Origin of the sequence: Rhodococcus sp. 21391 (assembly GCF_016772255.1) — a bacterium.
GTDB classification, from domain to species: Bacteria; Actinomycetota; Actinomycetes; order Mycobacteriales; family Mycobacteriaceae; genus Rhodococcus_F; species Rhodococcus_F opacus.
Window position 1 is genome coordinate 6,628,800 of sequence record NZ_CP063781.1, and the last position, 20,314, is coordinate 6,649,113.

A 20,314-nucleotide genomic window follows, 5' to 3' on the forward strand; every position below is an offset into this window, starting at 1 on the left:
AAGGGTGTGAGCGCAACGCCGTGGCCGGATGCCGCCGCAGCCGGTGTGCGCTGGCTCGGACATGCCAGCGCGCTGATCGTGGACCGCGGGACGGTCGTCCTGACCGATCCGGTGCTGACCGACCGCGTCGCGCACCTACGCCGCCGACGAGGCCCCGCGCCGACCGGACCGCACGTGCGTAACCCGGACGCCGTCCTGCTCTCGCACCTGCACGCCGACCATGCCCATCTGCCGTCGCTGCGGCTGCTCGATCCGGACGTTCCGATCGTGGCCCCGTGGCGGGCGGTCGACGGCCTGCCCGCGCTGCGCCAGTTCGCCGACCGCCTGGTGCTGCTGCGGCCCGGCGACGAGACGAGGATCGGCAAGGTCACCGTGCGCGCCGTGCCCGCCCGACACGACGGACGGCGCTGGCGGCGCGGCCCGGAGCTCGCGCCCGCGATCGGGTACGTCGTCGAGGGGGACCGGCGGACCTATTTTGCCGGTGACACCGACCTGTACCCGGATCTCGCCGACCACGTCGGCCCCGTGGACCTCGCGCTGCTACCCGTCGGGGGCTGGGGTCCGACACTCGGCAAGGGTCACCTCGACCCGTCTCGGGCCGCGGTCGTCGCGCGTCTGGTGGAGGCGGAACTGGCGGTGCCGATCCACTACGGCACGCTGTGGCCGGTCGGCCTCGACGCCGTGCGCCCCCGGCTGTTCTTCGGTCCGGGCGCCGAGTTCGTCCACCACGCCGAGCGGGCGGGTGTTGTTGCGGTGGAGTTGCATCCGGGTGACGAACTCGGCGTGTGAACTCGGTTGCCCTGAAACCCTGACGATCGACGAGTCTTTGCGCTCCGGAGTACAAAGACGGCCAATGTGCTCTGGTCGGCTCCGCGATCGGCGGAAACTGGAGGGTGGTGATCCGGCGGTCTCGACCTGGGATCCGAACGGATCAGAGCGCAGCCGACGACGAGAAACGGGCGGTGACGGTGGCCGAGGACGGTGTGCGAAGTCTCTCCCGACGTGCGCGGGTGCGTGTGCTGGTGCCGGCGGTGCTGCGCCCGGTGTGCGCCACGGTGGTGCTGGTGAGCGCATATTTCCTGCTGCCCTTCACCACGGTGGACAACCTGCGCACCGTATCCCTGGTGATCGGTGGTCTCGCTGTGGTCTGCGCGGTGTACGTCTGGCAGATCCGCAGGGTGCTGCGGGCCGAGTACCCGGTCGCGCAGGCCGTGGAGGCGTTGGCCGTCACCGTGGGGGTCTACCTCGTCGCCTACGCCACGACGTACTTTCTGCTCTCGTACTCGGGGCCGGACAACTTCAACGAAGCGCTGACCCGCCTCGACGCCCTCTATTTCACCTTGACGGTGTTCGCCACGGTCGGGTTCGGTGACATCGTGGCCTCCACGGAGGCCGCGCGGGCGGTGGTGTCGGCACAGATCATCGGCAATCTGATCCTCATCTCGTTGGGCATCCGTGTGCTGACGGCCTCGGTTCGCTGGCGGCGGAACCCCGGGATCGCCCGTGACTCGTCGGCGTAGTGACAACGGAACGCGAGCCGGCACTCTACGGGTTGCGACCTAGAGCCGCTCCTCGTAGCCCGGCCTCCATGTCGCGACAGCCCAGATCACGAACACGTCCAGCACGATCATCACGACCGACCACCACGGGTAGTGGGGCAGCCACAGGAAATTGGCGAGGATCGAGAGAGCACAAATCACCATGGCGCCGACACGGGCCCACGTCGCCCCGGTGAACAACATGACACCGACGGCCGCAACGATCACACCGAGCACCAGGTGAATCCAGCCCCATGCGGTCGTGTCGAACTGGTAAATGTACTCGGGGCCGGCGACGACGAGGTCGTCCTGCATGAGCGCCGAGATGCCCGAGAGCACATGGAGAATTCCGATAGTGAGCAAAACTATCGCCGCCACCATAGACGTCGCGGCCGCGACCCCCTGCTTGACCAACGACTCGTCGGTCATCGCGATCCCCCTTCCCAGACATACATTGGCCTGCAAATATTTTCCGTCGCCGCGTAGAGCGAGGTCAATACACGTACGTCCGGGCATCTTCCAGACAAAGGGCGAACCGACGGAGGATACTTACTTACGCCAGTTCATTTCGTACGGTGACGAAAGAGGAACGGTCATGTCCGATGAATCGCTGGTCAAGCAAGGTGTGGCAAAGGGAACGTCGATGGGCGGGGCGGTTCTTCTCGTCACCGTCGGCGTACTCGAGTTCTTCCAGGGGATCTCCGCGATAGCCAAGGACGATGTGATCGTCGTCGGCATCGAGTACACCTACCAATTCGATGTCACTACCTGGGGATGGATTCATCTCGTGCTCGGCGTGATCGTTGCGGCCGTCGGTGTCGCACTGTTCACCGGGGCGACCTGGGCACGTGTCGGCGCGATGGTGCTGTGCGCCTTGTCGATCTTCGTCAACTTCCTGTGGCTGCCCTACTACCCAGTGTGGGCGATCACGATCATCGCGCTGAACGCCGTCGTGATCTGGGCGGTCGCCACCTGGAACCCCGAAGTGATCTGATCCGCAATGGAAGACGGCACGAGTACCGGCCCACTCGACAAGGACGAACGCACCGAACTCCTCCGGTTGCGCGAAGAGGTGGCGACGCTGCGCGGACAGGCCGCGGGCGCCGCCGCCGGTGTTCCGACCGAACCGGTCGCCCGCCCACCCCGGAACGGACTGCGCTGGACGGCCGTCACGATTCTGCTGGTCCTGGTCGCCGTTCTCGCACTCGCGTCGGTCACCGCACGCTTCACGAGAAGTCAGATCCTCGACACCGACCGCTACGTGAGCACGGTCGCCCCCCTCGGCGCGAATCCGGCCCTCCAGGCGGACATCACGAACCAGATCACCGACGAGATCTTCACCCGAGTCGACGTCGAGGGGCTCACCAAGGACGCACTCGAGGCACTGACCGACGTCTCGAATCTCGCAGCGAACGCTCCCCGGCTGGACGCGGCCGTGGTCGGCCTCGCACCGGTGATCACCAGCCAGGCAAAGAACTTCGTCCACGACACCGTCAGCTCGCTCGTGCAGTCCCAACAGTTCGAGGACCTCTGGATCCAGGCGAACCGTTCGGCGCACAACGCGCTGGTGGCGGTGATGACCGGGAACTACGGTCTCAGCTCGGTGGAGGTCGACCAGAGCGGCACCGTCAGCATCTCTCTGGGCACCGTCATCGACAATGTGAAGGCCGCGCTGACCGAGCGAGGTTTCGCGTTCGCCGACAAGATCCCCGCGGTCGACAAACAATTCGTGCTGTTCCAGTCCCCCGAACTGGTGAAGGCGCAGCGCGCAGTCAATGCTCTCGACAAGGCGTCGGCCATCCTGCCGTGGCTGGGAATCGCCTGCGCCGCCGCCGCGGTCGCCGTCGCCCCCAGTGGCCGACGGCTGCGCGCGCTCTCCCTCGCCGGCCTCTCCATCGCCCTGGGAATGCTCGTCCTCGCGATCGGGATTCTCGTCGGACGCGCCATCTACCTCGACAGCGTCCCACCCGACATCCTGTCGCCCGACGCGGCGGCAGCGGTCATCGATACCGTCCTGGTACCGCTGCGGACGAGCCTGCGTGCGGTCGCCGTCCTCGGTCTGGTGATCGCGATCGGCGCCTTCCTCGTCGGCGGCTCGGCGTCCGCGACCGCCGTGCGTCGCGGCTATGGGCAGGCACTGGACTTCGCCCGCAAGTCCGGCGCCGCCCGACCGCCGAACGAGGTGGAACGGTGGGCGTACCAACTCCGAATTCCGCTGCGCTGCGCCATCATCGGCGTCGCGGCTCTGCTGCTGATGTTCTGGCGCTACCCCACCGGACTGGTCGTGTTGTGGATCGTGTTCGTTGCCCTCCTCGCGCTGGCGGCACTCGAACTGCTCATCCGCCCGGCCCGCACGGCCACCGCGCAGGACGACGGGACGAAGGAGGACTCGGGATCTACGCCGGTGCCTTCGTCTTGAGCGCCCGGACCCGAAACGTTCTGCGATACGCCGACGGTGGGACGCCGAGCACGGCGCCCATGTGCTGGCGCAGTGACACCGCCGTCCCGAAACCGACCTCGCGTGCGATGACGTCGACGGACAGGTCGGTGGTCTCGAGGAGTTGCCGCGCGCGGTCGACCCGGTGAGTGATCAGCCAGCGGTTCGGGGTGGTGCCGACCTCTTCACCGAACCGCCGCGTGAAAGTGCGGACACTCATGTTCGAGTGCGCGGCCATTCGGCTCAGCGTCAGTGACTCACCCAGCCGATCCAGCGCCCACTCCCGGGTGGCCGCGGTGGACTCGGCCGTGGTCTCCGGGATCGGCCGCTCGATGTACTGCGCCTGCCCGCCGTCGCGCCACGGTGGGACGACACATCGGCGCGCCACCTGATTGGCGACCTCGGAGCCGTGGTCGCGGCGCACGATGTGGAGGCAGAGGTCGAGTCCGGCCGCGACGCCTGCCGACGTGAGGATGTGCCCCTCGTCGACGAACAGCACGTCGGGATCGACGCGGACCTGCGGATAGGTGCGCTGGAAATGTTCGGCGTTGCGCCAGTGTGTGGTGGCACGCAGTCCGTCGAGGAGCCCCGCGGCGGCGAGGATGTAGGAGCCGGTGCAGATGGAGACGTAGCGCGTGCCGGGCCGAACGAAGGAGAGAGCCGCCTCCAGGTTCGGGGGCAGATGCCCGTCGTCGTAGGCCGGGCCGAGTTCGTAGGACGCGGGGATCACCACCGTGTCCGCCTCGGCCAGCAATTCGGGCCCGTGATCGACGGACACCGAGAAATCGGCGTCCGAACGCACGGGCCGTCCGTCGGCCGTGCAGGTCTGCACGTCGTACAGCGGGTTCCCGTCGGCGTCGTGCGCTCGGCCGAAGACCCGCGACGGAATGCCGAGTTCGAACGGGATCACACCGTCCAGGGCGAGCACGACCACCCGATGGCGTTCGACCATGGCCAGATTCTTTCGCATGTTGTCATTCTGGCAGCTTTCCCAGGGCAGGGCACACCCACCAGACTTGCCTGGTGACTTCCGAGATCGCGCCGCCCGGCCCGCCCGCGCCGCTCACCGACACGCGCCCGCCGCGCCTCCACTACGCCTGGCTGGTCGCCGCCGTCGCGTTCCTCGCCCTCGTGGGGGCCGCCAGCTTCAGGGCGGCGCCCTCGATCCTGATCGACCCCCTGCACGAGAACTTCGGCTGGTCGCGGGCGAGCATTTCCGCCGCGGTGTCCATCAACCTGGTGCTGTACGGGCTGACCTCGCCGTTCGCGGCGGCGCTCATGGAACGCTTCGGCATGCGGCGGGTGGTGACCGCGGCGCTGGTCTTGGTGTCCGCCGGCAGCGGACTGACCGTCTTCATGACCGCCACCTGGCAACTCGTGCTGCTGTGGGGCGTGCTCGTGGGGCTGGGTACCGGGTCGATGGCACTCGCCTTCGTGGCCACCGTCGTCGACCGCTGGTTCGTCGCCCGCCGCGGCCTCGTGACCGGCATCCTCACCGCGGGCAGCGCCGCCGGACAGTTGGTGTTCCTGCCGATTCTCGCAATGGTCGCCGAGCACTACAACTGGCAGACCGTGGCGCTGACGGTGTCGTTCGCGGCCCTCGCCGTCGTGCCGCTGGTCCTCGTATTCCTGCGCAACCGGCCGTCCGACGTCGGGACGGTGCCGTACGGCGCCGGACCCGACTACGTCGCGGCCCCACCCGCCCCGACCGGGCGCGGCGGCGCCGCGGGCCGGGCCGTGACGGTGCTGGTGTCGGCGGCGCGGACCCGGGTGTTCTGGCTGCTGGCCGGCACGTTCGCCATCTGCGGGGCGAGCACCAACGGACTCGTCGGAACCCACTTCGTCCCGGCCGCGCACGACCACGGCATGCCGGTGACGGCGGCGGCGAGCCTGCTGGCGGTGATCGGGATCTTCGACGTGATCGGCACCATCGCGTCGGGGTGGTTCACCGACCGGTTCGATTCACGCAAGCTCCTCGGCATCTACTACCTACTGCGCGGGATCTCGCTGATGCTGCTGCCGATCCTGTTCGCGAACACCGTGCACCCGCCGATGATCGCGTTCGTCATCTTCTACGGACTCGACTGGGTGGCGACCGTACCCCCGACGGTCGCACTGTGCCGCAGACACTTCGGCGGCGACGCACCCATCGTGTTCGGCTGGGTGCTGGCGTCGCACCAGATCGGCGCCGGCATCGTGGCGTTCCTCGCGGGACTGGTGCGCGACCAGTTCGGCGGCTACGACTCCGCGTTCTACGTCGCGGGCGGACTGTGCGCGATCGCCGCCGTCATGTCTCTGGCCATCGCCGCGAGACCCCGCACAATGGCGGCCGAGCACGGTTGACCTGCCCCGAAACCACTCCCCCGAGCGGTCCCGGTTCCTAAGATCGATACATGGCAGCTCAGCGCGCATCGGACGAGGTCATTGACCGCTCCAAAATCGAGAATCGGGCTCCGTCGGTAGCCGCATTGTTCGTGGATCGGGTGGCCCACTCACCCAACCGCGAAGCGTTCCGACACGTCGACGCGGCGGACCCGAAGAAGTGGTCCAGCGTCACCTGGTCCGAGGCGGGCGACCGTGTACGCAACCTCGCGGCCGGACTCATCGTCCTCGGCGTGCAGGCCGAGCAGCGGGTGGCGCTGGCTTCCGCCACCCGCTACGAGTGGGTGCTCGCCGACCTGGCCGTCATGTGCGCCGGCGCGGCCACCACCACGGTGTATCCCACCACCACCGCAGGCGACGTCGCCTACATCGTCGCCAACTCCGGCAGCCGCATCGTTTTCGCCGAGGACCACGCGCAGCTCGCCAAACTGCGCGAGGAGCGCAGCGAACTCGGTGCCGTCGAGAAGGTCGTCCTGATCGACGGCGACCCCGGAGACGACGACTGGGTGATCACGTTCGACCAGTTACACGACCTCGGCGAAGAACTGCTCGCCGAAACACCCGACGCCGTGCACGACCGGATCGAGGCGATCGGCCCCGACGACCTCGCCACCCTGATCTACACGTCCGGCACCACCGGCAGGCCGAAAGGTGTGCGGCTGTCGCACTCCGCATGGACGTACGTGGCGGCCGCCATCGACGCCACCGGCATCCTCGACGCCGACGACCTGCAATACCTCTGGCTCCCGCTGTCCCACGTGTTCGGGAAGGTCTTGCTCACCCTGCCCCTGCAGATCGGCTTCGCGACGGCGGTCGACGGGCGCGTCGACAAGATCGTCGAGAACCTCGCGGTGGTCAAACCGACGTTCATGGGCGCGGCACCCCGCATCTTCGAGAAAGCGCACGCGCGGATCGTCTCCACGGTGCGCGAGGAAGGTGGGGTGAAGGAGAAGATCTTCGACTGGGCCATCGGCGTCGGGCTGAGGGTGTCGAAGGCCAAGCAGGCGGGCAAGAGTCCGTCGCTACTCGACTCGGTCCAGCACGCCGTCGCGGATCGGCTGGTGTACAGCACGATTCGCGAACGGTTCGGTGGACGCCTGAAGTTCTTCATCTCCGGTTCCGCAGCACTCAATCGTGATGTCGCGCAATGGTTCGACGCCGTCGGCATCGTCGTCCTCGAAGGGTACGGACTGTCCGAGACCAGTGCCGCATCGTTCGTCAACCGCCCGTCGGCCTACCGGTTCGGTACCGTCGGCTGGGCCATCCCGGGCACCGAGACCAGGATCGGCGACGACGGCGAAATCCTCATCAAGGGTCCCGGCGTCATGAGCGGATACCACGAGAACCCCGAAGCCACGGCCGAAGCGCTCACCGATGACGGCTGGTTCCGCACCGGCGACATCGGCGAAATGGACGAGGACGGCTACCTACGGATCACCGACCGCAAGAAGGACATGTTCAAGACGTCCAACGGCAAATACGTCGCACCCTCCGCCGTGGCGGCCACGTTCAAGGGCATCTGCCCCTACGTCGGTGAACTCATCGTCGACGGCGAAGGGAAGTCGTACTGCGTCGCCCTGATCTCCCTCGACGCGGAATCGATCGGCGAATGGGCAGAGAATCACGGGCTGGGCGGCAAATCGTTCGCCGAGATCGCGAACGCCCAGGAAACCCGCAACCTGATCGGCGGTTACGTCGAAGAACTCAACGCCGGACTGAACCGGTGGGAGCAGATCAAGAAGTTCCGCATCCTCGACCGGGAACTCACCGTCGAGAACGGCGAGATCACACCGAGCATGAAACTCAAGCGCAAGGTCGTGATGACCAATTTCTCCGACGAACTCGAAGATCTCTACAACTGAGTTGACCCTCACGCGACGTAAGGCTGCACGGTAGAGGACGTGAGCGAGAAACACACGGTCGGCGTGGTCGCCAGGCTGGTCGGAGTGAGCGTGCGCACTCTGCACCACTACGACGAGATCGGCCTGGTCGCACCGTCCGACCGCACAACCGGCGGGTACCGCAGCTATTCGGACGCCGACGTGGAACGTCTGCACCGCGTGCTGACGTACCGCGAACTGGGCTTCCCCCTCGAGGAGATCGCAGCCCTCCTCGACGACCCGGACGTCGATGCCCTCGCGCATCTACGGCGACAGCACGCGTTGCTGAGCGAACGGATCGATCGCTTACACGATATGGCTGCTGCCGTGGAGAAGATGATGGAGGCGAAAAGCATGGGCATTCAGCTCACCCCCGAAGAGCAGAATGAAATCTTCGGCGACAACTGGCCGGGCGAGGAGTACGCCGCCGAGGCCGAAGAGCGCTGGGGCGACACCGACGCGTGGAAGCAGTCCCAGCAGCGGTCCGCGAAGATGAGCAAGGAAGACTGGAAGCGAATCAAGGCCGAGGGAGACGCATTCGAGGCGTCGCTCGCGCAAGCGATGGCCGACGGTGTCGAACCCGGGTCCGATCGGGCCAACGCACTCGCCGAGGAACACCGCGCCGGCATCGAACGGTTCTACGACTGCGATCACGCAATGCAGGTGAACCTCGCCGAGATGTACCTCGCCGACGACCGCTTTCGCCGGCACTACGACGACGTCGCCCCCGGTCTGGCGCAGTACGTCCGGGACGTCATCGTCGCGAATGCGGAGCAGCAGTAGCGGGAACGGAGCGAACTCGACCACGCACCGTCGTCGAGTTCGCTCCGTTTGTCAGCACTATCCTGAAACCATGTCCGATGCGCAGCGTCCCAGCCCCAGTCAGTACGTCGGGTATCTCTTCGGTCGCACGCTGCCCGATTCGATGCAGGACTGGGTCCGCAACGACCTCGTCGGGCCGGGAGCCTCGGTGCGGTACGTCCTCCGTTTCATGCTTCCCGTCGTCGCGGTGCTGGCGTTGTTCCTCCTCATCCCCGGTCCGATCTGGATTCCGCTGGCGATGATGGCCCTCCTGCTGCTCCCGCTGCTCTACTTTGCGGTCGCGCTGATGAACATCTACCGTCGCCACCGTCTGCTCAGTCACGGCCTCGATCCGGACCTCCTGGGCGCGAAGGCGCAGCGTCGCGCCGACCGCACGCGCGAGGACTACGAGCGCCGCCACGGCCGCACCGAGGACCAGTAGCAGCAGCGTGATGCATCACACTCTCGCTTCGAGGGTGACGCAGCGCACGTGAACGATCGATAAGTAATGCGTTAAAGTGGCGGCGTCCGAGTGGGTAATCCCACGAACCGCGTACCCCACAGGGTGCAGCGCTGGTTCCGACAGCCTCGACGGGAAGAGCAGTCATAGATGACAGTCACAGATTCGGCGGTCACGCCCGATATTCACACGACGGCGGGAAAGCTCGCCGACCTGCGTAATCGTCAGGCCGAGGCGCAGCACCCGAGCGGTGAAGCCGCGGTCGAGAAGGTCCACGCCAAGGGCAAGCTCACCGCCCGCGAACGCATCACCGCCCTGCTCGACGACGGCAGCTTCGTCGAACTCGACGCCCTCGCCCGGCACCGCTCGGTGAACTTCGGCCTCGCCGACAACCGCCCCGTCGGCGACGGCGTCGTCACCGGCTACGGCACCGTCGACGGCCGCGACGTCTGCGTGTTCTCCCAGGACGCCACCGTCTTCGGCGGCTCCCTCGGCGAAATCTACGGCGAAAAAATCGTCAAGGTCATGGACCTCGCCCTCAAAACCGGGCGCCCCCTGATCGGCATCAACGAAGGCGCCGGCGCCCGCATCCAGGAAGGCGTCGTCTCCCTCGGCCTCTACGGCGAAATCTTCCACCGCAACGTCCAGGCCTCCGGCGTCATCCCGCAGATCTCCCTGATCATGGGCCCCGCCGCCGGCGGCCACGTCTACTCCCCCGCCCTGACCGACTTCGTCGTCATGGTCGACCAGACCTCCCAGATGTTCGTCACCGGCCCCGACGTCATCAAAACCGTCACCGGCGAAGACGTCACCATGGAAGACCTGGGCGGGGCGCACACCCACATGGTCAAATCCGGCGTCGCCCACTACGTCGCCTCCGGCGAACAAGACGCCCTCGACTACGTCAAGGACCTGCTGTCCTACCTGCCCAGCAACAATCAGGCCGCGGCCCCCCGGATGCTGCCCACCGACCCGATCACCGGATCGATCGACGACTCCCTCACCGCCGAGGACCTCGAACTCGACACCCTCATCCCGGACTCGGCGAACCAGCCCTACGACATGCACGAGGTCATCCGCCGCATCCTCGACGACGACGAATTCCTCGAGGTCCAGGCCGAACGCGCCGGCAACATCGTCGTCGGCTTCGGCCGCGTCGACGGCCGCTCCGTCGGGATCGTCGCGAACCAGCCCACCGTGTTCGCCGGCTGCCTCGACATCGACGCCTCCGAAAAAGCCGCCCGCTTCGTGCGCACCTGCGACGCGTTCAACGTCCCCATCATCACCCTCGTCGACGTCCCCGGCTTCCTGCCCGGCACCGACCAGGAATACAACGGCATCATCCGCCGCGGCGCGAAACTCCTGTACGCCTACGGGGAGGCCACCGTCGGGAAGATCACCGTCATCACCCGCAAGGCCTACGGCGGCGCCTACGACGTGATGGGCTCCAAGCACATGGGCGCCGACGTCAACCTGGCCTGGCCCACCGCCCAGATCGCCGTCATGGGCGCCTCCGGCGCCGTCGGCTTCGTCTACCGCAAACGCCTCCTCGAAGCCGCCAAGAACGGCGACGACGTCGACGCGCTGCGCCTGAAACTGCAACAGGAATACGAGGACACCCTCGTCAACCCGTACGTCGCCGCCGAACGCGGCTACGTCGACGCCGTCATCCCCCCGTCCCACACCCGCGGACAGATCGTGGCCGCCCTGCGCCTGCTCGAACGCAAAATGGTCACCCTCCCGCCCAAGAAGCATGGGAACATCCCCCTATGACCGCGGCGGAATTGGTTGTCGACGAGGTGCTCGACGAGCTGGGCGCCGGCATCGCCGAAGAGCCGCCGGCGGCGCCGGCCGTGACGTTCACGGGCAACCCGAGCGACACGGACATCGCCGCGGTGCTGGCAGTGTTCGCTGCGATCGCCTCGTCCGGTTCCGCGGCGGAAGCGCCCGCGTTCGATAACGATTCGTGGGGCACTCCCGCCCTCATTCTGCGTCGGCAAGTAGCCGCCGCTGCCGTCCTGGTCAACGCAGGCTACTGAAACTGTAGAAAAGGGAAGACATTTCGATGAGTAGTGCACGTATTTCCAAGGTGCTCGTCGCGAACCGCGGTGAGATTGCAGTGCGGGTGATCCGGGCCGCAGCCGATGCCGGCCTGGCCAGCGTCGCCGTCTACGCCGAACCCGACGCCGACGCCCCGTTCGTGCGCCTGGCCGACGAAGCATTCGCCCTCGGCGGGCAGACCTCCGCCGAGTCCTACCTGGTGTTCGACAAAATCCTCGACGCCGCCCGCAAGTCCGGCGCCGACGCCATCCACCCCGGCTACGGCTTCCTCTCCGAAAACGCCGACTTCGCCCAGGCCGTGATCGACGCCGGCCTGATCTGGATCGGCCCCTCCCCGCAATCGATCCGCGACCTCGGCGACAAGGTCACCGCCCGGCACATCGCCGAAAAAGCCAAGGCCCCGATGGCCGCCGGCACCAAGGACCCGGTCCGCAACGCCGACGAGGTCGTCGCCTTCGCCAAGGAATACGGTGTCCCCGTCGCCATCAAGGCCGCGTTCGGCGGCGGCGGCCGCGGCATGAAGGTCGCCCACACCATCGAGGAAATCCCCGAACTGTTCGACTCCGCCACCCGCGAGGCCGTCGCCGCGTTCGGCCGCGGCGAATGCTTCGTCGAACAGTATCTGGACAAGGCCCGCCACGTCGAAGCCCAGGTCATCGCCGACCAGCACGGCAACGTCATCGTCGCCGGCACCCGCGACTGCTCCCTGCAACGCCGCTTCCAGAAACTCGTCGAGGAGGCCCCCGCCCCGTTCCTCACCGACGACCAACGCAACCGCATCCACACCTCCGCCAAGGCCATCTGCAAAGAGGCCGGCTACTACGGCGCCGGCACCGTCGAATACCTGGTCCAGGGCGACACCGTCTCCTTCCTCGAGGTCAACACCCGCCTGCAGGTCGAACACCCCGTCACCGAGGAAACCGCCGGCCTCGACCTGGTCCTGCAACAGTTCAAGATCGCCAACGGCGAACACCTCGACCTCACCGAGGACCCCACCCCCCGCGGGCACTCCTTCGAATTCCGCATCAACGGCGAGGACGCCGGCCGCGGCTTCCTGCCCGCCCCCGGCCCGGTCACCAAGTTCGTCCCGCCCACCGGCCCCGGCGTGCGGATGGACTCCGGCGTCGAAACCGGCAGCGTGATCGGCGGCCAGTTCGACTCCATGCTCGCCAAGCTCATCGTCACCGGCGCCACCCGCGACGAGGCCCTGGCCCGCGCCCGCCGCGCCCTCGCCGAATTCCAGGTCGAAGGACTGGCCACGGTCATCCCGTTCCACCGGGCCATCGTCTCCGACCCCGCCTTCATCGGCGACGGCACCACCTTCGACGTCTACACCAAGTGGATCGAAACCGAATGGGACAACCAGATCGAACCGTTCACCGGTAACCAGCCGATCGACGAGGACGAGTCCGGGCCCCGGCAGAACGTCGTCGTCGAGGTCGGCGGCCGCCGCGTCGAGGTGTCCCTGCCCGGACAGTTCACCCTCGGCACCGGCGGTGGCGGTGCCGCGGCCGGGGCGGTCCGCAAGAAGCCCAAGGCCCGCACCCGCGGCGGCGCCCACGGCGGCGCCGCCTCCGGTGACGCCGTCACCGCCCCCATGCAGGGCACCGTCGTCAAGGTCGCCGTCGAAGAAGGACAACAAGTCGCCGAGGGCGACCTCATCGCCGTCCTCGAGGCCATGAAAATGGAAAACCCCGTCAACGCCCACAAGGCCGGCACCGTCACCGGCCTCGCCGTCGAACCCGGCGCCGCCATCACCCAGGGCACCGTCCTCGCCGAACTGAAATAGCGTGTGAGTACTTGTCAACCGTCCGCGGTTGACAAGTACTCACGGGTGGCGGCCGTGCATGGCGGCCGTCACCCGCGCCGCGGCGTCGCGGACCAATTCACCGATCTCCGCCGTGCGCACACCCGACATCGGCCGGGACGCGTCGGCGACACACAGTACGACTGCGGGTTCACCGTCACGGTCGAATGCCGCGGCATTGATCGACAGCGGCTGGTAACTGCCCTCCGGGTCGATGTCACCGACCACGGCATCCGCCGACAACAGTGTGCGGGCCTCTCGCAGCGCGACGGTCGAGCGATGCCCGCCCACACCGCGACCGCGGAGTTCCGACACGGCATCCGCAAGCGAATGCTGTTGCTGCTCCATGCATTCCATCGCGTATCCGCGCTCCCGGACGAGCGCGAGGGCCGGCTCGTACGTCGCCCGCAGCACGTCCACCTCGACACCCAGATTCTGCCCGCCGAGGGCGTACCATTCCTCGCGCTGCTCCGGCGGATACCAGGCCGCGATCCCCGAACCGATGGGCGGCGCGAGCAGCACCTTGTCGCCGAGCCGCAGGCCCAGCGTTCCGCGGCGTCCCCCGACCGGTTGCACCACCTCGGCGACCACCACGTCGCTTCCCGATTGCACGAACGCGATGGACGCCATGTCCGACGCGTCGGCCAGTTCGTGCATCACCGACCGCGCGAGGTCGACGACGTCCGTGGCCGTCGTCGCTGCACGTCCGATGGGGATGAGCGCGGGACCGAGACGGTAGGTCTTGCGAGTGGGGTGCCGGATGAGCCAGCCGGCCTCGGTCAGGGCCACGACCATCGGGTAGCAGGTCGCCTTCGCAACACCCAGGTGCCGGGCGATGTCGGCGAGGCTGCGGGGCGTCTCCGGTTCGTCAGCGAGGAGTTCCGTCAGCATCACGATCCGGTCGGTCTGTGGTGAATTTCGCGCCATGTGTTTGCATAATGCCACTCTGGCGTCGCACTGTGAACGGCGTTACAGTCGAGTCGTCTGAACGATCGCTAAATCACGTGGACCTCCGTCACAGCCGCTGCAGGAAGTGAAACCCATGAAACGCTTCGATCTACGTCACCGGACCGACCGACTCGATCCCGAGACGCAGTACGAAGAGATCGCTCGCATTCTCGCCACGCAGGAATTTCCCTGGGACATCAACCAGGCCCTCAGCTTCGCGCTGTTCCGGACGTACGCCGTGCCGAGCATCGGGCGGTTGCTGTTCGAGACGGGTGAATTCACCGAACGCGTGCAGAAGCGCTACGACGACACCGGCCTGATCCTCGACGCCGTCCTCGAACACGGCCTCACCAGCGATCCCGGTCGCGCCGGGATCCGCCGGATGAACCAGATGCACGGCTCCTACGACATCTCCAACGACGACATGCGGTACGTGCTGTCGACGTTCGTGGTGACCCCGGTGCGTTGGATCGACGACTTCGGTTGGCGGAAACTCAGCCGCAACGAGATCGTCGGATCCACCAACTACTACCGTGCGCTCGGCAAGTACATGGGCATCAAGCAGATTCCCGAGACGTTCGAGGCGTTCGAGAGATTCCTCGACGACTACGAGCGTGAACACTTCCTCTTCGACGAGGGTGGCCGCGCCGTCGCCGACTCGACGCTCGCACTCCTCTGCACGTTCCCGCCGAACAACCTCGCGCCCGCCGCCCTGATCAAGCGCTTCTCCTGGGCGCTCATGGACGATCCGCTTCTCGACGCGTTCGCCTACCGTCGGCCGTCCCGCCTCGCGCGAACTCTGTCGCGGGCTGCATTGAAGGCCCGCGCCCGCCTCGTCCGGTTCTACCCCGTGCGCACGGAGCCCAAGTTCGCCCGCGACCTCCCCAACATCCGCAGCTACCCGACCGGGTACGAAGTGGAGAAACTGGGCACCTTCCCCAGAACCTGCCCCGTGCAGCACACCAACGGTACGGTCGCGCGGGAAAACACCGCATCCTGAACCGCTTTGGACGCCTGATCGACGGAATGCCGTGTGTTCGAACTATTCTCGGACACACGGCGAATGAGGGTGGGCAACTCCCGGTTCTGCCGTAACGTGGCTGCGCGTAGAGACCGTCGACAGGAAGGGATTTTGTGCACTTCTCGCGAGGGACCCTGACCATTGCCGCACTGGCCGGAGCGGCCTCACTCGCTCTGGCGCCCACAGCAACCGCCGCAACCACCTATCAGATCTCCGTCGTTCCGCCGCTCGGGACCGTCTACGCCAACAATCTGGTGACGCTCGGCGCGCTGGTCACGCCCACCCCGACCGGCACCGACGGATCCACTCCGGTCGAACTCGAGATCACCGAGCCCGACGGCGACGTGAACACGCGAACCATCCCACTCACCCTCGGTGCCGGGACGGCAGCGATCCGGACGCACGAGGCCGGCCGCTACACCGCCGTGTTCACCTACGCCCCACCGAACGGCACACCCGCCGAGAAGACGACGCAGTTCGACGCCGTCGCGTCACCGGGGCTGGGCCTGGGTAGCTGACCACCGGAACCTGCCGAGGCGCATCGCCGGTCAGACGCCGGCGGTGCGCCTCTTCTTCGGTTTGACGGGAGCCTCGGTGGATCCCACCGTCTTCATCGCGATCTCGACGTACTTGCGGGCCACCGCGTCCGGGGTCAGCTTGCCCTCGGCGTGATACCAGCGCGGAATCGACTGGCACATACCGAGAAGTGCCCGCGTCGTCTCCGCGGCATCCGACACGTCGAAGAGCTCCCTCTTCTTGCCTTCCTTGACGATCTCGAGGACCAGTTCCTCCACACCCTTGCGGACGGTGCGGTAACGCTGCCGGTTCTCCGGGCTCAGGTAGCGCACCTCGCTCTCGAGGGCCGCCAGACGGGATCGCATGGTCATCCGCAACACGATCGCCTCGATGACGTTCGCGAGTCGCTGCACCGGATCGTCGCCGCCGTCGGCGCTCGCGGCATGGGCGCGCTCGAGAACGTCGCTGGTGGAGAGTTCCAGGAGCGCCAGGAGAACGGCCTCCTTGTTCTCGTGGTGGTAATAGAGGGCGGGTACCGTGACACCGACTCGGCGGGCGATGTCGCGCACCGACGTGCCGTGGAAACCGTGTTCGTAGAACGCGTCGAGGGAGGCGCTGAGGATCGGCGTCAACTTCGTGGGTTCGAGCCGGCGCCAGTCCGCTGCGTTGCCGACCTCGGTGGGCGTCGCACCCTTGGATGAGCTGACCATCAAAGACCTATCTACCGCTCGCTATGCCAGGACGGGTCAAGTGTAGCTGTTCAGATAGTCGGCGAAGGTCTGCGGCGGCCGCCCGGTGAGCGCCTCGACGTCCCCCGTCACCACTGCCAACTCACCGGCCGCGATCGCTGCGTACGAGGTCACCCACCCTGCGACCTCGAAGTCCGGCGCCCCGAAGTGGGCGCGGGACGCGTACGCCTCATCCAGCGTCTCGTTCTCGAAACGCACCGAACGTCCGGTCACCCTCGTGATCGTCTCGGCGGCCTCCGTGAGGGTGAACGCCTCCGGCCCGGTCAGCCGGTAGGTGACACCGTCGTGGTCGCCGTTGCCGGTGGTGAGGACCGCCGTCACCGCATCGGCGACGTCGTCGGGCGCCACCGCGCTGACCCGGCCGTCCCCGGCGGGACCCCGGATGACGCCCTGATCGTCGGCCATCAGCGGGATCATCGACTGATACCAGCTGTCCTGCAGGAACGTGTACTTCAGCCCGCTCTCCCGGATGTGCTGCTCCGTGACGTAGTGGTCGCGGCCGAACGTGAACGTGCACTCGGGCGCCGCGCCGAGAAACGACAGGTAGACGATCCGCTCCACCCCGGCGGCACGGGCGGCGTCCACCACGGTGCGGTGCTCCTCACGGCGGGTGGCGCTCTCGTGACCCGAGACCAGGAACAGCAGCCGGACGCCGTCCAGCGCGGCGGTCATCGCCGGACCGTCGGCGTACGTGGCCACCGCGAACGCGGAGTCGAAATGCTCGGCCAGCGGCTCGAGCCGCTCGGCGTTCCGCCCGATCAGCCGGACCCCGGCGCCGCCGCCGAGCCGCTCGAGCACCTTGCCGCCGATCGACCCCGTGGCTCCTGTCACTGCAATGGTCATGGCCCGCATTCTCCCAGCGCCGGCCCTCTATCCTGACGCGTATGACTGAACCCGTGGCAACCGCTGACCTGGCAGACGAGATCGGACCCGACATCCGGAGCTGCGACACGCAGTTCATCCAGTTCGGCGGCCGTGAAGTGTTCTCCGGCCCCATCACCACCATCAAGTGCTTCCAGGACAACCTGCTGGTCAAGCAGACCCTCGGCGAGCCCGGCAACGGCGGCGTCCTGGTGGTCGACGGTGACGCCAGCATCCACACCGCCCTGGTCGGCGACATCATCGCCGGACGCGGCGTCGACAACGGCTGGGCAGGCGTAATCGTCAACGGTGCGGTCCGCGACTCGGCGATCCTGAAGACCCTCGACATCGGCGTCAAGGCGCTGGGCACCAATCCCCGCAAGAGCACCCAGACCGGCTCCGGTGAGAAGAACGTCCCGATCGAGATCGGCGGCGTCACGTTCAATCCCGGCGAGACCGTCTACAGCGATCAGGACGGCGTCGTCGTCCGCTGATCCGGCGAGAACCGAGCGGCGGTTCGGTATCTCTCGATGCCGAACCGCTGCGAGGCTCCGAGCGCCGACGCAATAATCCGGAGGATTCAGCGGTCGTTCGCACGACTCGCTCCTACGGAGGGCGAACTCGATGGCCGTGTACGGGCCGGCCTGCGTGTTCCTGTATGTCGTCCCCACCATCGCCAGTCTCGTGCTGATCGTCAACAACTTCCTGTCCTACTTCGGGCATGGATATGAACGCCGTGCGTCTCCAGCCTGTGGCGACCGGCGAGCGAATTCCCTCGCGCGATGTTCGTCGCCATGGGGCTGGCCCTCGGAATCTTCGCGTACTGGATTCTCTCCGCCATCACCACGCAGGTGTATCTCGTGGTGCACGGGCTGATGTTCCCGCTGCGCACACCGTCCTGGAAACAGGACCTGGCGGCCGACCCGCTCGCGGGGGAGGCGTGATGACCACATCCGGTCGTATGGGCCCCGACGACCAGTCCGTGAACACCGCCCCGGTCGACGACCTGCACAGGAGACCCGAAAACACCCACTGGATCCTGTATTCCGTCCTCGCCGCCGCGTTCGTCGGACTCCATCGTCGAAGTGAGCGACTGGTGATCGCCGTGCACTGCCCGGACAGGTCGGCGGAATTCGAGTCCGCCGTCGCCGATCCGAAACTCGTGGACGAGAATTAGGGGAACCCCGAGGAGGCGTTGATGTCCGACGAAATCCGTTCCACAGTAGCCGCGCTGATACCCACGGCGCGTGACGAACTCGCCGAACTGGTGGCCATGCGGTCGGTGGCCGATCCGCGGCAGTTCCCACCGGAGGAATGCGTTCGCGCCGCCGAGTGGGTCAGGGACGCCTTCATCGGAGCCGGGATCGGACATGTCGAACTGCTCGAGACGTCCGACGGTTCACACGCCGTCGTCGGACACCAGCCAGCGCCGGACGGGGCCCCGACGGTACTGCTCTACTGCCACTATGACGTTCAACCGCCCGGTGACGAGAAGCTCTGGCACACCGACCCCTTCACCCTCACCGAGCGGGACGGCCGCTGGTACGGGCGCGGCGCAGCCGACTGCAAGGGCAACATCGTCATGCACCTGCTGGCGCTGCGCGCACTCGGCACCCCGTTCCCCGTCGGCATCAGAATCGTCGCCGAAGGATCCGAGGAAATGGGCACCGGCGGGCTCGAGAACCTCGTCGAGGCCAGGCCCGAACTCTTCGACGCCGACATGATCCTCGTCGTCGACACCGGAAACGCCGCGGTCGGCAGCCCGACCGTCACCACAACGCTGCGCGGCATCGCGAACGTCGTGGTCCACGTCGAGACCCTGGCCGGGGAGGTGCATTCGGGCATGTTCGGCGGGCCCGCCCCCGACGCGCTGGCCGCCCTCGTCCAGATGCTCGCCACCCTGCGCGACGCGGACGGCAACACCGTCGTCGACGGGCTCGAGTCGGACCAGAAGTGGACGGGCGTCGACTATTCCGAGGCGCAGTTCCGCACCGACGCCGGCGTGCTCGACGGTGTGCGTCTCGCCGGTTCGAGTTCCGTCGCCGACGCCGTGTGGGCCCGGCCGGCCCTGACGATCCTCGGCATCGACTGCCCGCCGGTGGTCGGCTCGGCCGCCGCCATCCAGCCGCGCGCATCGGCCCGCCTCAACCTGCGGGTGCCACCCGGTATGGACCCGCAGAAGGCGCAGGATGCGCTCGCCGCGCACCTCGAGAACGCCGCCCCGTGGAATGCGCGGGTGACGGTGGAACGCGAAGCGGTGGGCTCCCCGTTCCGTGCGACCACCGACGGCCCCGGATACGCGGCCCTCGGCGCTGCGATGGAGGAGGCGTTCGGGAAGGAACTCGGAACCGTCGGGCAGGGCGGCTCCATCCCGCTGTGCAACGTCTTCTCCGCCGTCGTCCCGACAGCGGAGATCGCCCTGATCGGGGTGGAGGAACCGCGCTGCCTCATCCACGCCCCCAACGAAAGTGTGGATCCCGGCGAAATCGAGAATCTCGCCGTCGCCGAGGCGCTGTTCCTGCAGAGGTTCGCGACCGCCGACCGTCAGGACTGAGAACTCACCCGAGCCGTCATCCCACCGATCTCCACGACATCCCCGTCCCGCAACTGCCGCCCCCGCCGCACCTCGACCTCACCGTTCACCGACACGAGTCCGTCGGCGATCACTTCCTTCGCCTCCGCACCCGACTCGATGAGGTTGGCGAGCTTGAGGAATTGGCCGAGACGGATGGATTCGTCGCGGATCGGGACGGCGTCGTGGATGTCGGACATGCCTCTATCTTCCCTCTTGACCCAAATCGCGGCCCGACGGCTCACACTGAACACTGGAACACCTGTCTCCCGTGATCGGTA

The 20,314-nt window shown here is 67.1% G+C and carries 23 protein-coding genes; 17 read left to right on the forward strand and 6 right to left on the reverse strand.

Translation table 11 applies throughout. The features are described from left to right. The first annotated feature begins 6 nt into the window (after positions 1-6). Positions 7-789 carry an MBL fold metallo-hydrolase gene (locus tag GO592_RS30695; RefSeq protein WP_039950664.1) on the forward strand — a complete coding sequence of 261 codons (783 nt, stop codon included), beginning with the start codon at positions 7-9 and terminating at the stop codon, positions 787-789. A gap of 173 nt (positions 790-962) precedes the next feature. After that, positions 963-1,520: a potassium channel family protein gene (locus GO592_RS30700; protein WP_007296291.1), complete on the forward strand. Its 558-nt coding sequence runs from the start codon at positions 963-965 to the stop codon at positions 1,518-1,520. A gap of 39 nt (positions 1,521-1,559) precedes the next feature. On the opposite strand, the gene GO592_RS30705 is transcribed toward GO592_RS30700, so the two are convergent. Beyond that, positions 1,560-1,967 (reverse strand): DUF7144 family membrane protein, encoded by a 408-nt coding sequence (locus tag GO592_RS30705; protein WP_007296292.1) that lies wholly within the window; start codon positions 1,965-1,967, stop codon positions 1,560-1,562. A gap of 166 nt (positions 1,968-2,133) precedes the next feature. Here GO592_RS30705 and GO592_RS30710 point away from each other — a divergent pair, with 166 nt between their 5' ends. Then, a complete protein-coding gene (locus GO592_RS30710) occupies positions 2,134-2,532 on the forward strand; it encodes a DUF7144 family membrane protein (protein WP_005257648.1) in 399 nt (132 codons plus the stop codon). Positions 2,533-2,538: 6 nt separating this feature from the next. Continuing rightward, the gene (locus tag GO592_RS30715; RefSeq protein WP_007296293.1) at positions 2,539-3,957 is read left to right on the forward strand and encodes a hypothetical protein; all 1,419 of its coding nucleotides are present in this window, start codon (positions 2,539-2,541) and stop codon (positions 3,955-3,957) included. Here the strand turns inward: GO592_RS30715 and GO592_RS30720 are convergent. Next, positions 3,935-4,927, reverse strand: a complete 993-nt coding sequence (locus GO592_RS30720; protein ID WP_007296294.1) for a GlxA family transcriptional regulator — start codon at positions 4,925-4,927, stop codon at positions 3,935-3,937. The genes GO592_RS30715 and GO592_RS30720 overlap by 23 nt on opposite strands. A 71-nt stretch (positions 4,928-4,998) precedes the next feature. Between GO592_RS30720 and GO592_RS30725 the strand changes: the two genes are divergently transcribed. The 7 genes from GO592_RS30725 (at position 4,999) to GO592_RS30755 (ending at position 13,348) form a co-directional block, all read left to right on the forward strand. Next, a complete protein-coding gene (locus GO592_RS30725) occupies positions 4,999-6,318 on the forward strand; it encodes an MFS transporter (RefSeq protein ID WP_007296295.1) in 1,320 nt (439 codons plus the stop codon). 50 nt (positions 6,319-6,368) lie between these two features. Then, positions 6,369-8,219, forward strand: coding sequence for an AMP-dependent synthetase/ligase (locus tag GO592_RS30730; protein WP_007296296.1), 1,851 nt, complete (start codon positions 6,369-6,371; stop codon positions 8,217-8,219). Positions 8,220-8,258: 39 nt separating this feature from the next. Next, positions 8,259-9,020, forward strand: a complete 762-nt coding sequence (locus tag GO592_RS30735; protein ID WP_005573056.1) for a MerR family transcriptional regulator — start codon at positions 8,259-8,261, stop codon at positions 9,018-9,020. 70 nt (positions 9,021-9,090) lie between these two features. Beyond that, a complete protein-coding gene (locus GO592_RS30740; protein WP_005573055.1) occupies positions 9,091-9,480 on the forward strand; it encodes a DUF5313 family protein in 390 nt (129 codons plus the stop codon). A 168-nt stretch (positions 9,481-9,648) separates the two neighbouring features. Then, positions 9,649-11,271 (forward strand): acyl-CoA carboxylase subunit beta, encoded by a 1,623-nt coding sequence (locus GO592_RS30745; protein WP_172649577.1) that lies wholly within the window; start codon positions 9,649-9,651, stop codon positions 11,269-11,271. Beyond that, complete coding sequence (locus tag GO592_RS30750; protein ID WP_172649576.1) at positions 11,268-11,537, forward strand: acyl-CoA carboxylase epsilon subunit; 270 nt, start codon at positions 11,268-11,270, stop codon at positions 11,535-11,537. Before GO592_RS30745 ends, GO592_RS30750 begins: the two co-directional genes overlap by 4 nt. A 26-nt stretch (positions 11,538-11,563) precedes the next feature. After that, positions 11,564-13,348: an acetyl/propionyl/methylcrotonyl-CoA carboxylase subunit alpha gene (locus GO592_RS30755; RefSeq protein WP_202714998.1), complete on the forward strand. Its 1,785-nt coding sequence runs from the start codon at positions 11,564-11,566 to the stop codon at positions 13,346-13,348. A 39-nt stretch (positions 13,349-13,387) separates the two neighbouring features. Here GO592_RS30755 and GO592_RS30760 read toward each other — a convergent pair whose 3' ends face one another. Beyond that, positions 13,388-14,293, reverse strand: a complete 906-nt coding sequence (locus GO592_RS30760) for an IclR family transcriptional regulator (protein ID WP_007301372.1) — start codon at positions 14,291-14,293, stop codon at positions 13,388-13,390. A 115-nt stretch (positions 14,294-14,408) separates the two neighbouring features. On the opposite strand from GO592_RS30760, the gene GO592_RS30765 reads away from it, so the two are divergent. Beyond that, the gene (locus GO592_RS30765; protein ID WP_007301373.1) at positions 14,409-15,314 is read left to right on the forward strand and encodes an oxygenase MpaB family protein; all 906 of its coding nucleotides are present in this window, start codon (positions 14,409-14,411) and stop codon (positions 15,312-15,314) included. Between the two features lie 134 nt (positions 15,315-15,448). Next, positions 15,449-15,853 (forward strand): hypothetical protein, encoded by a 405-nt coding sequence (locus GO592_RS30770; protein WP_007301374.1) that lies wholly within the window; start codon positions 15,449-15,451, stop codon positions 15,851-15,853. 30 nt (positions 15,854-15,883) lie between these two features. Here the strand turns inward: GO592_RS30770 and GO592_RS30775 are convergent, their stop codons facing one another. Both GO592_RS30775 and GO592_RS30780 read right to left on the reverse strand, forming a co-directional pair. Continuing rightward, positions 15,884-16,561, reverse strand: coding sequence for a TetR/AcrR family transcriptional regulator (locus tag GO592_RS30775; RefSeq protein WP_005263375.1), 678 nt, complete (start codon positions 16,559-16,561; stop codon positions 15,884-15,886). A 36-nt stretch (positions 16,562-16,597) separates the two neighbouring features. After that, a complete protein-coding gene (locus tag GO592_RS30780; protein ID WP_007301375.1) occupies positions 16,598-17,443 on the reverse strand; it encodes an SDR family oxidoreductase in 846 nt (281 codons plus the stop codon). A 41-nt stretch (positions 17,444-17,484) separates the two neighbouring features. Between GO592_RS30780 and rraA the strand changes: the two genes are divergently transcribed. The 4 genes from rraA to GO592_RS30800 all read left to right on the forward strand — a co-directional run bounded on the left by rraA (position 17,485) and on the right by GO592_RS30800 (position 20,015). Then, positions 17,485-17,955 (forward strand): ribonuclease E activity regulator RraA, encoded by a 471-nt coding sequence (gene rraA, locus GO592_RS30785; protein WP_005563989.1) that lies wholly within the window; start codon positions 17,485-17,487, stop codon positions 17,953-17,955. A 288-nt stretch (positions 17,956-18,243) separates the two neighbouring features. Next, a complete protein-coding gene (locus GO592_RS44780; RefSeq protein WP_237720652.1) occupies positions 18,244-18,405 on the forward strand; it encodes a hypothetical protein in 162 nt (53 codons plus the stop codon). Then, positions 18,405-18,638, forward strand: a complete 234-nt coding sequence (locus GO592_RS30795; RefSeq protein ID WP_039953073.1) for a hypothetical protein — start codon at positions 18,405-18,407, stop codon at positions 18,636-18,638. The genes GO592_RS44780 and GO592_RS30795 overlap by 1 nt, the downstream gene beginning before the upstream one ends. Before the next feature lie 21 nt (positions 18,639-18,659). Continuing rightward, positions 18,660-20,015, forward strand: a complete 1,356-nt coding sequence (locus GO592_RS30800; protein ID WP_007301378.1) for a dipeptidase — start codon at positions 18,660-18,662, stop codon at positions 20,013-20,015. On the opposite strand, the gene GO592_RS30805 is transcribed toward GO592_RS30800, so the two are convergent. Then, positions 20,006-20,233: an RNA-binding S4 domain-containing protein gene (locus tag GO592_RS30805; RefSeq protein ID WP_005263380.1), complete on the reverse strand. Its 228-nt coding sequence runs from the start codon at positions 20,231-20,233 to the stop codon at positions 20,006-20,008. The two genes, GO592_RS30800 and GO592_RS30805, sit on opposite strands and share 10 nt — an antisense overlap. Between the last annotated feature and the right edge of the window lie 81 nt (positions 20,234-20,314).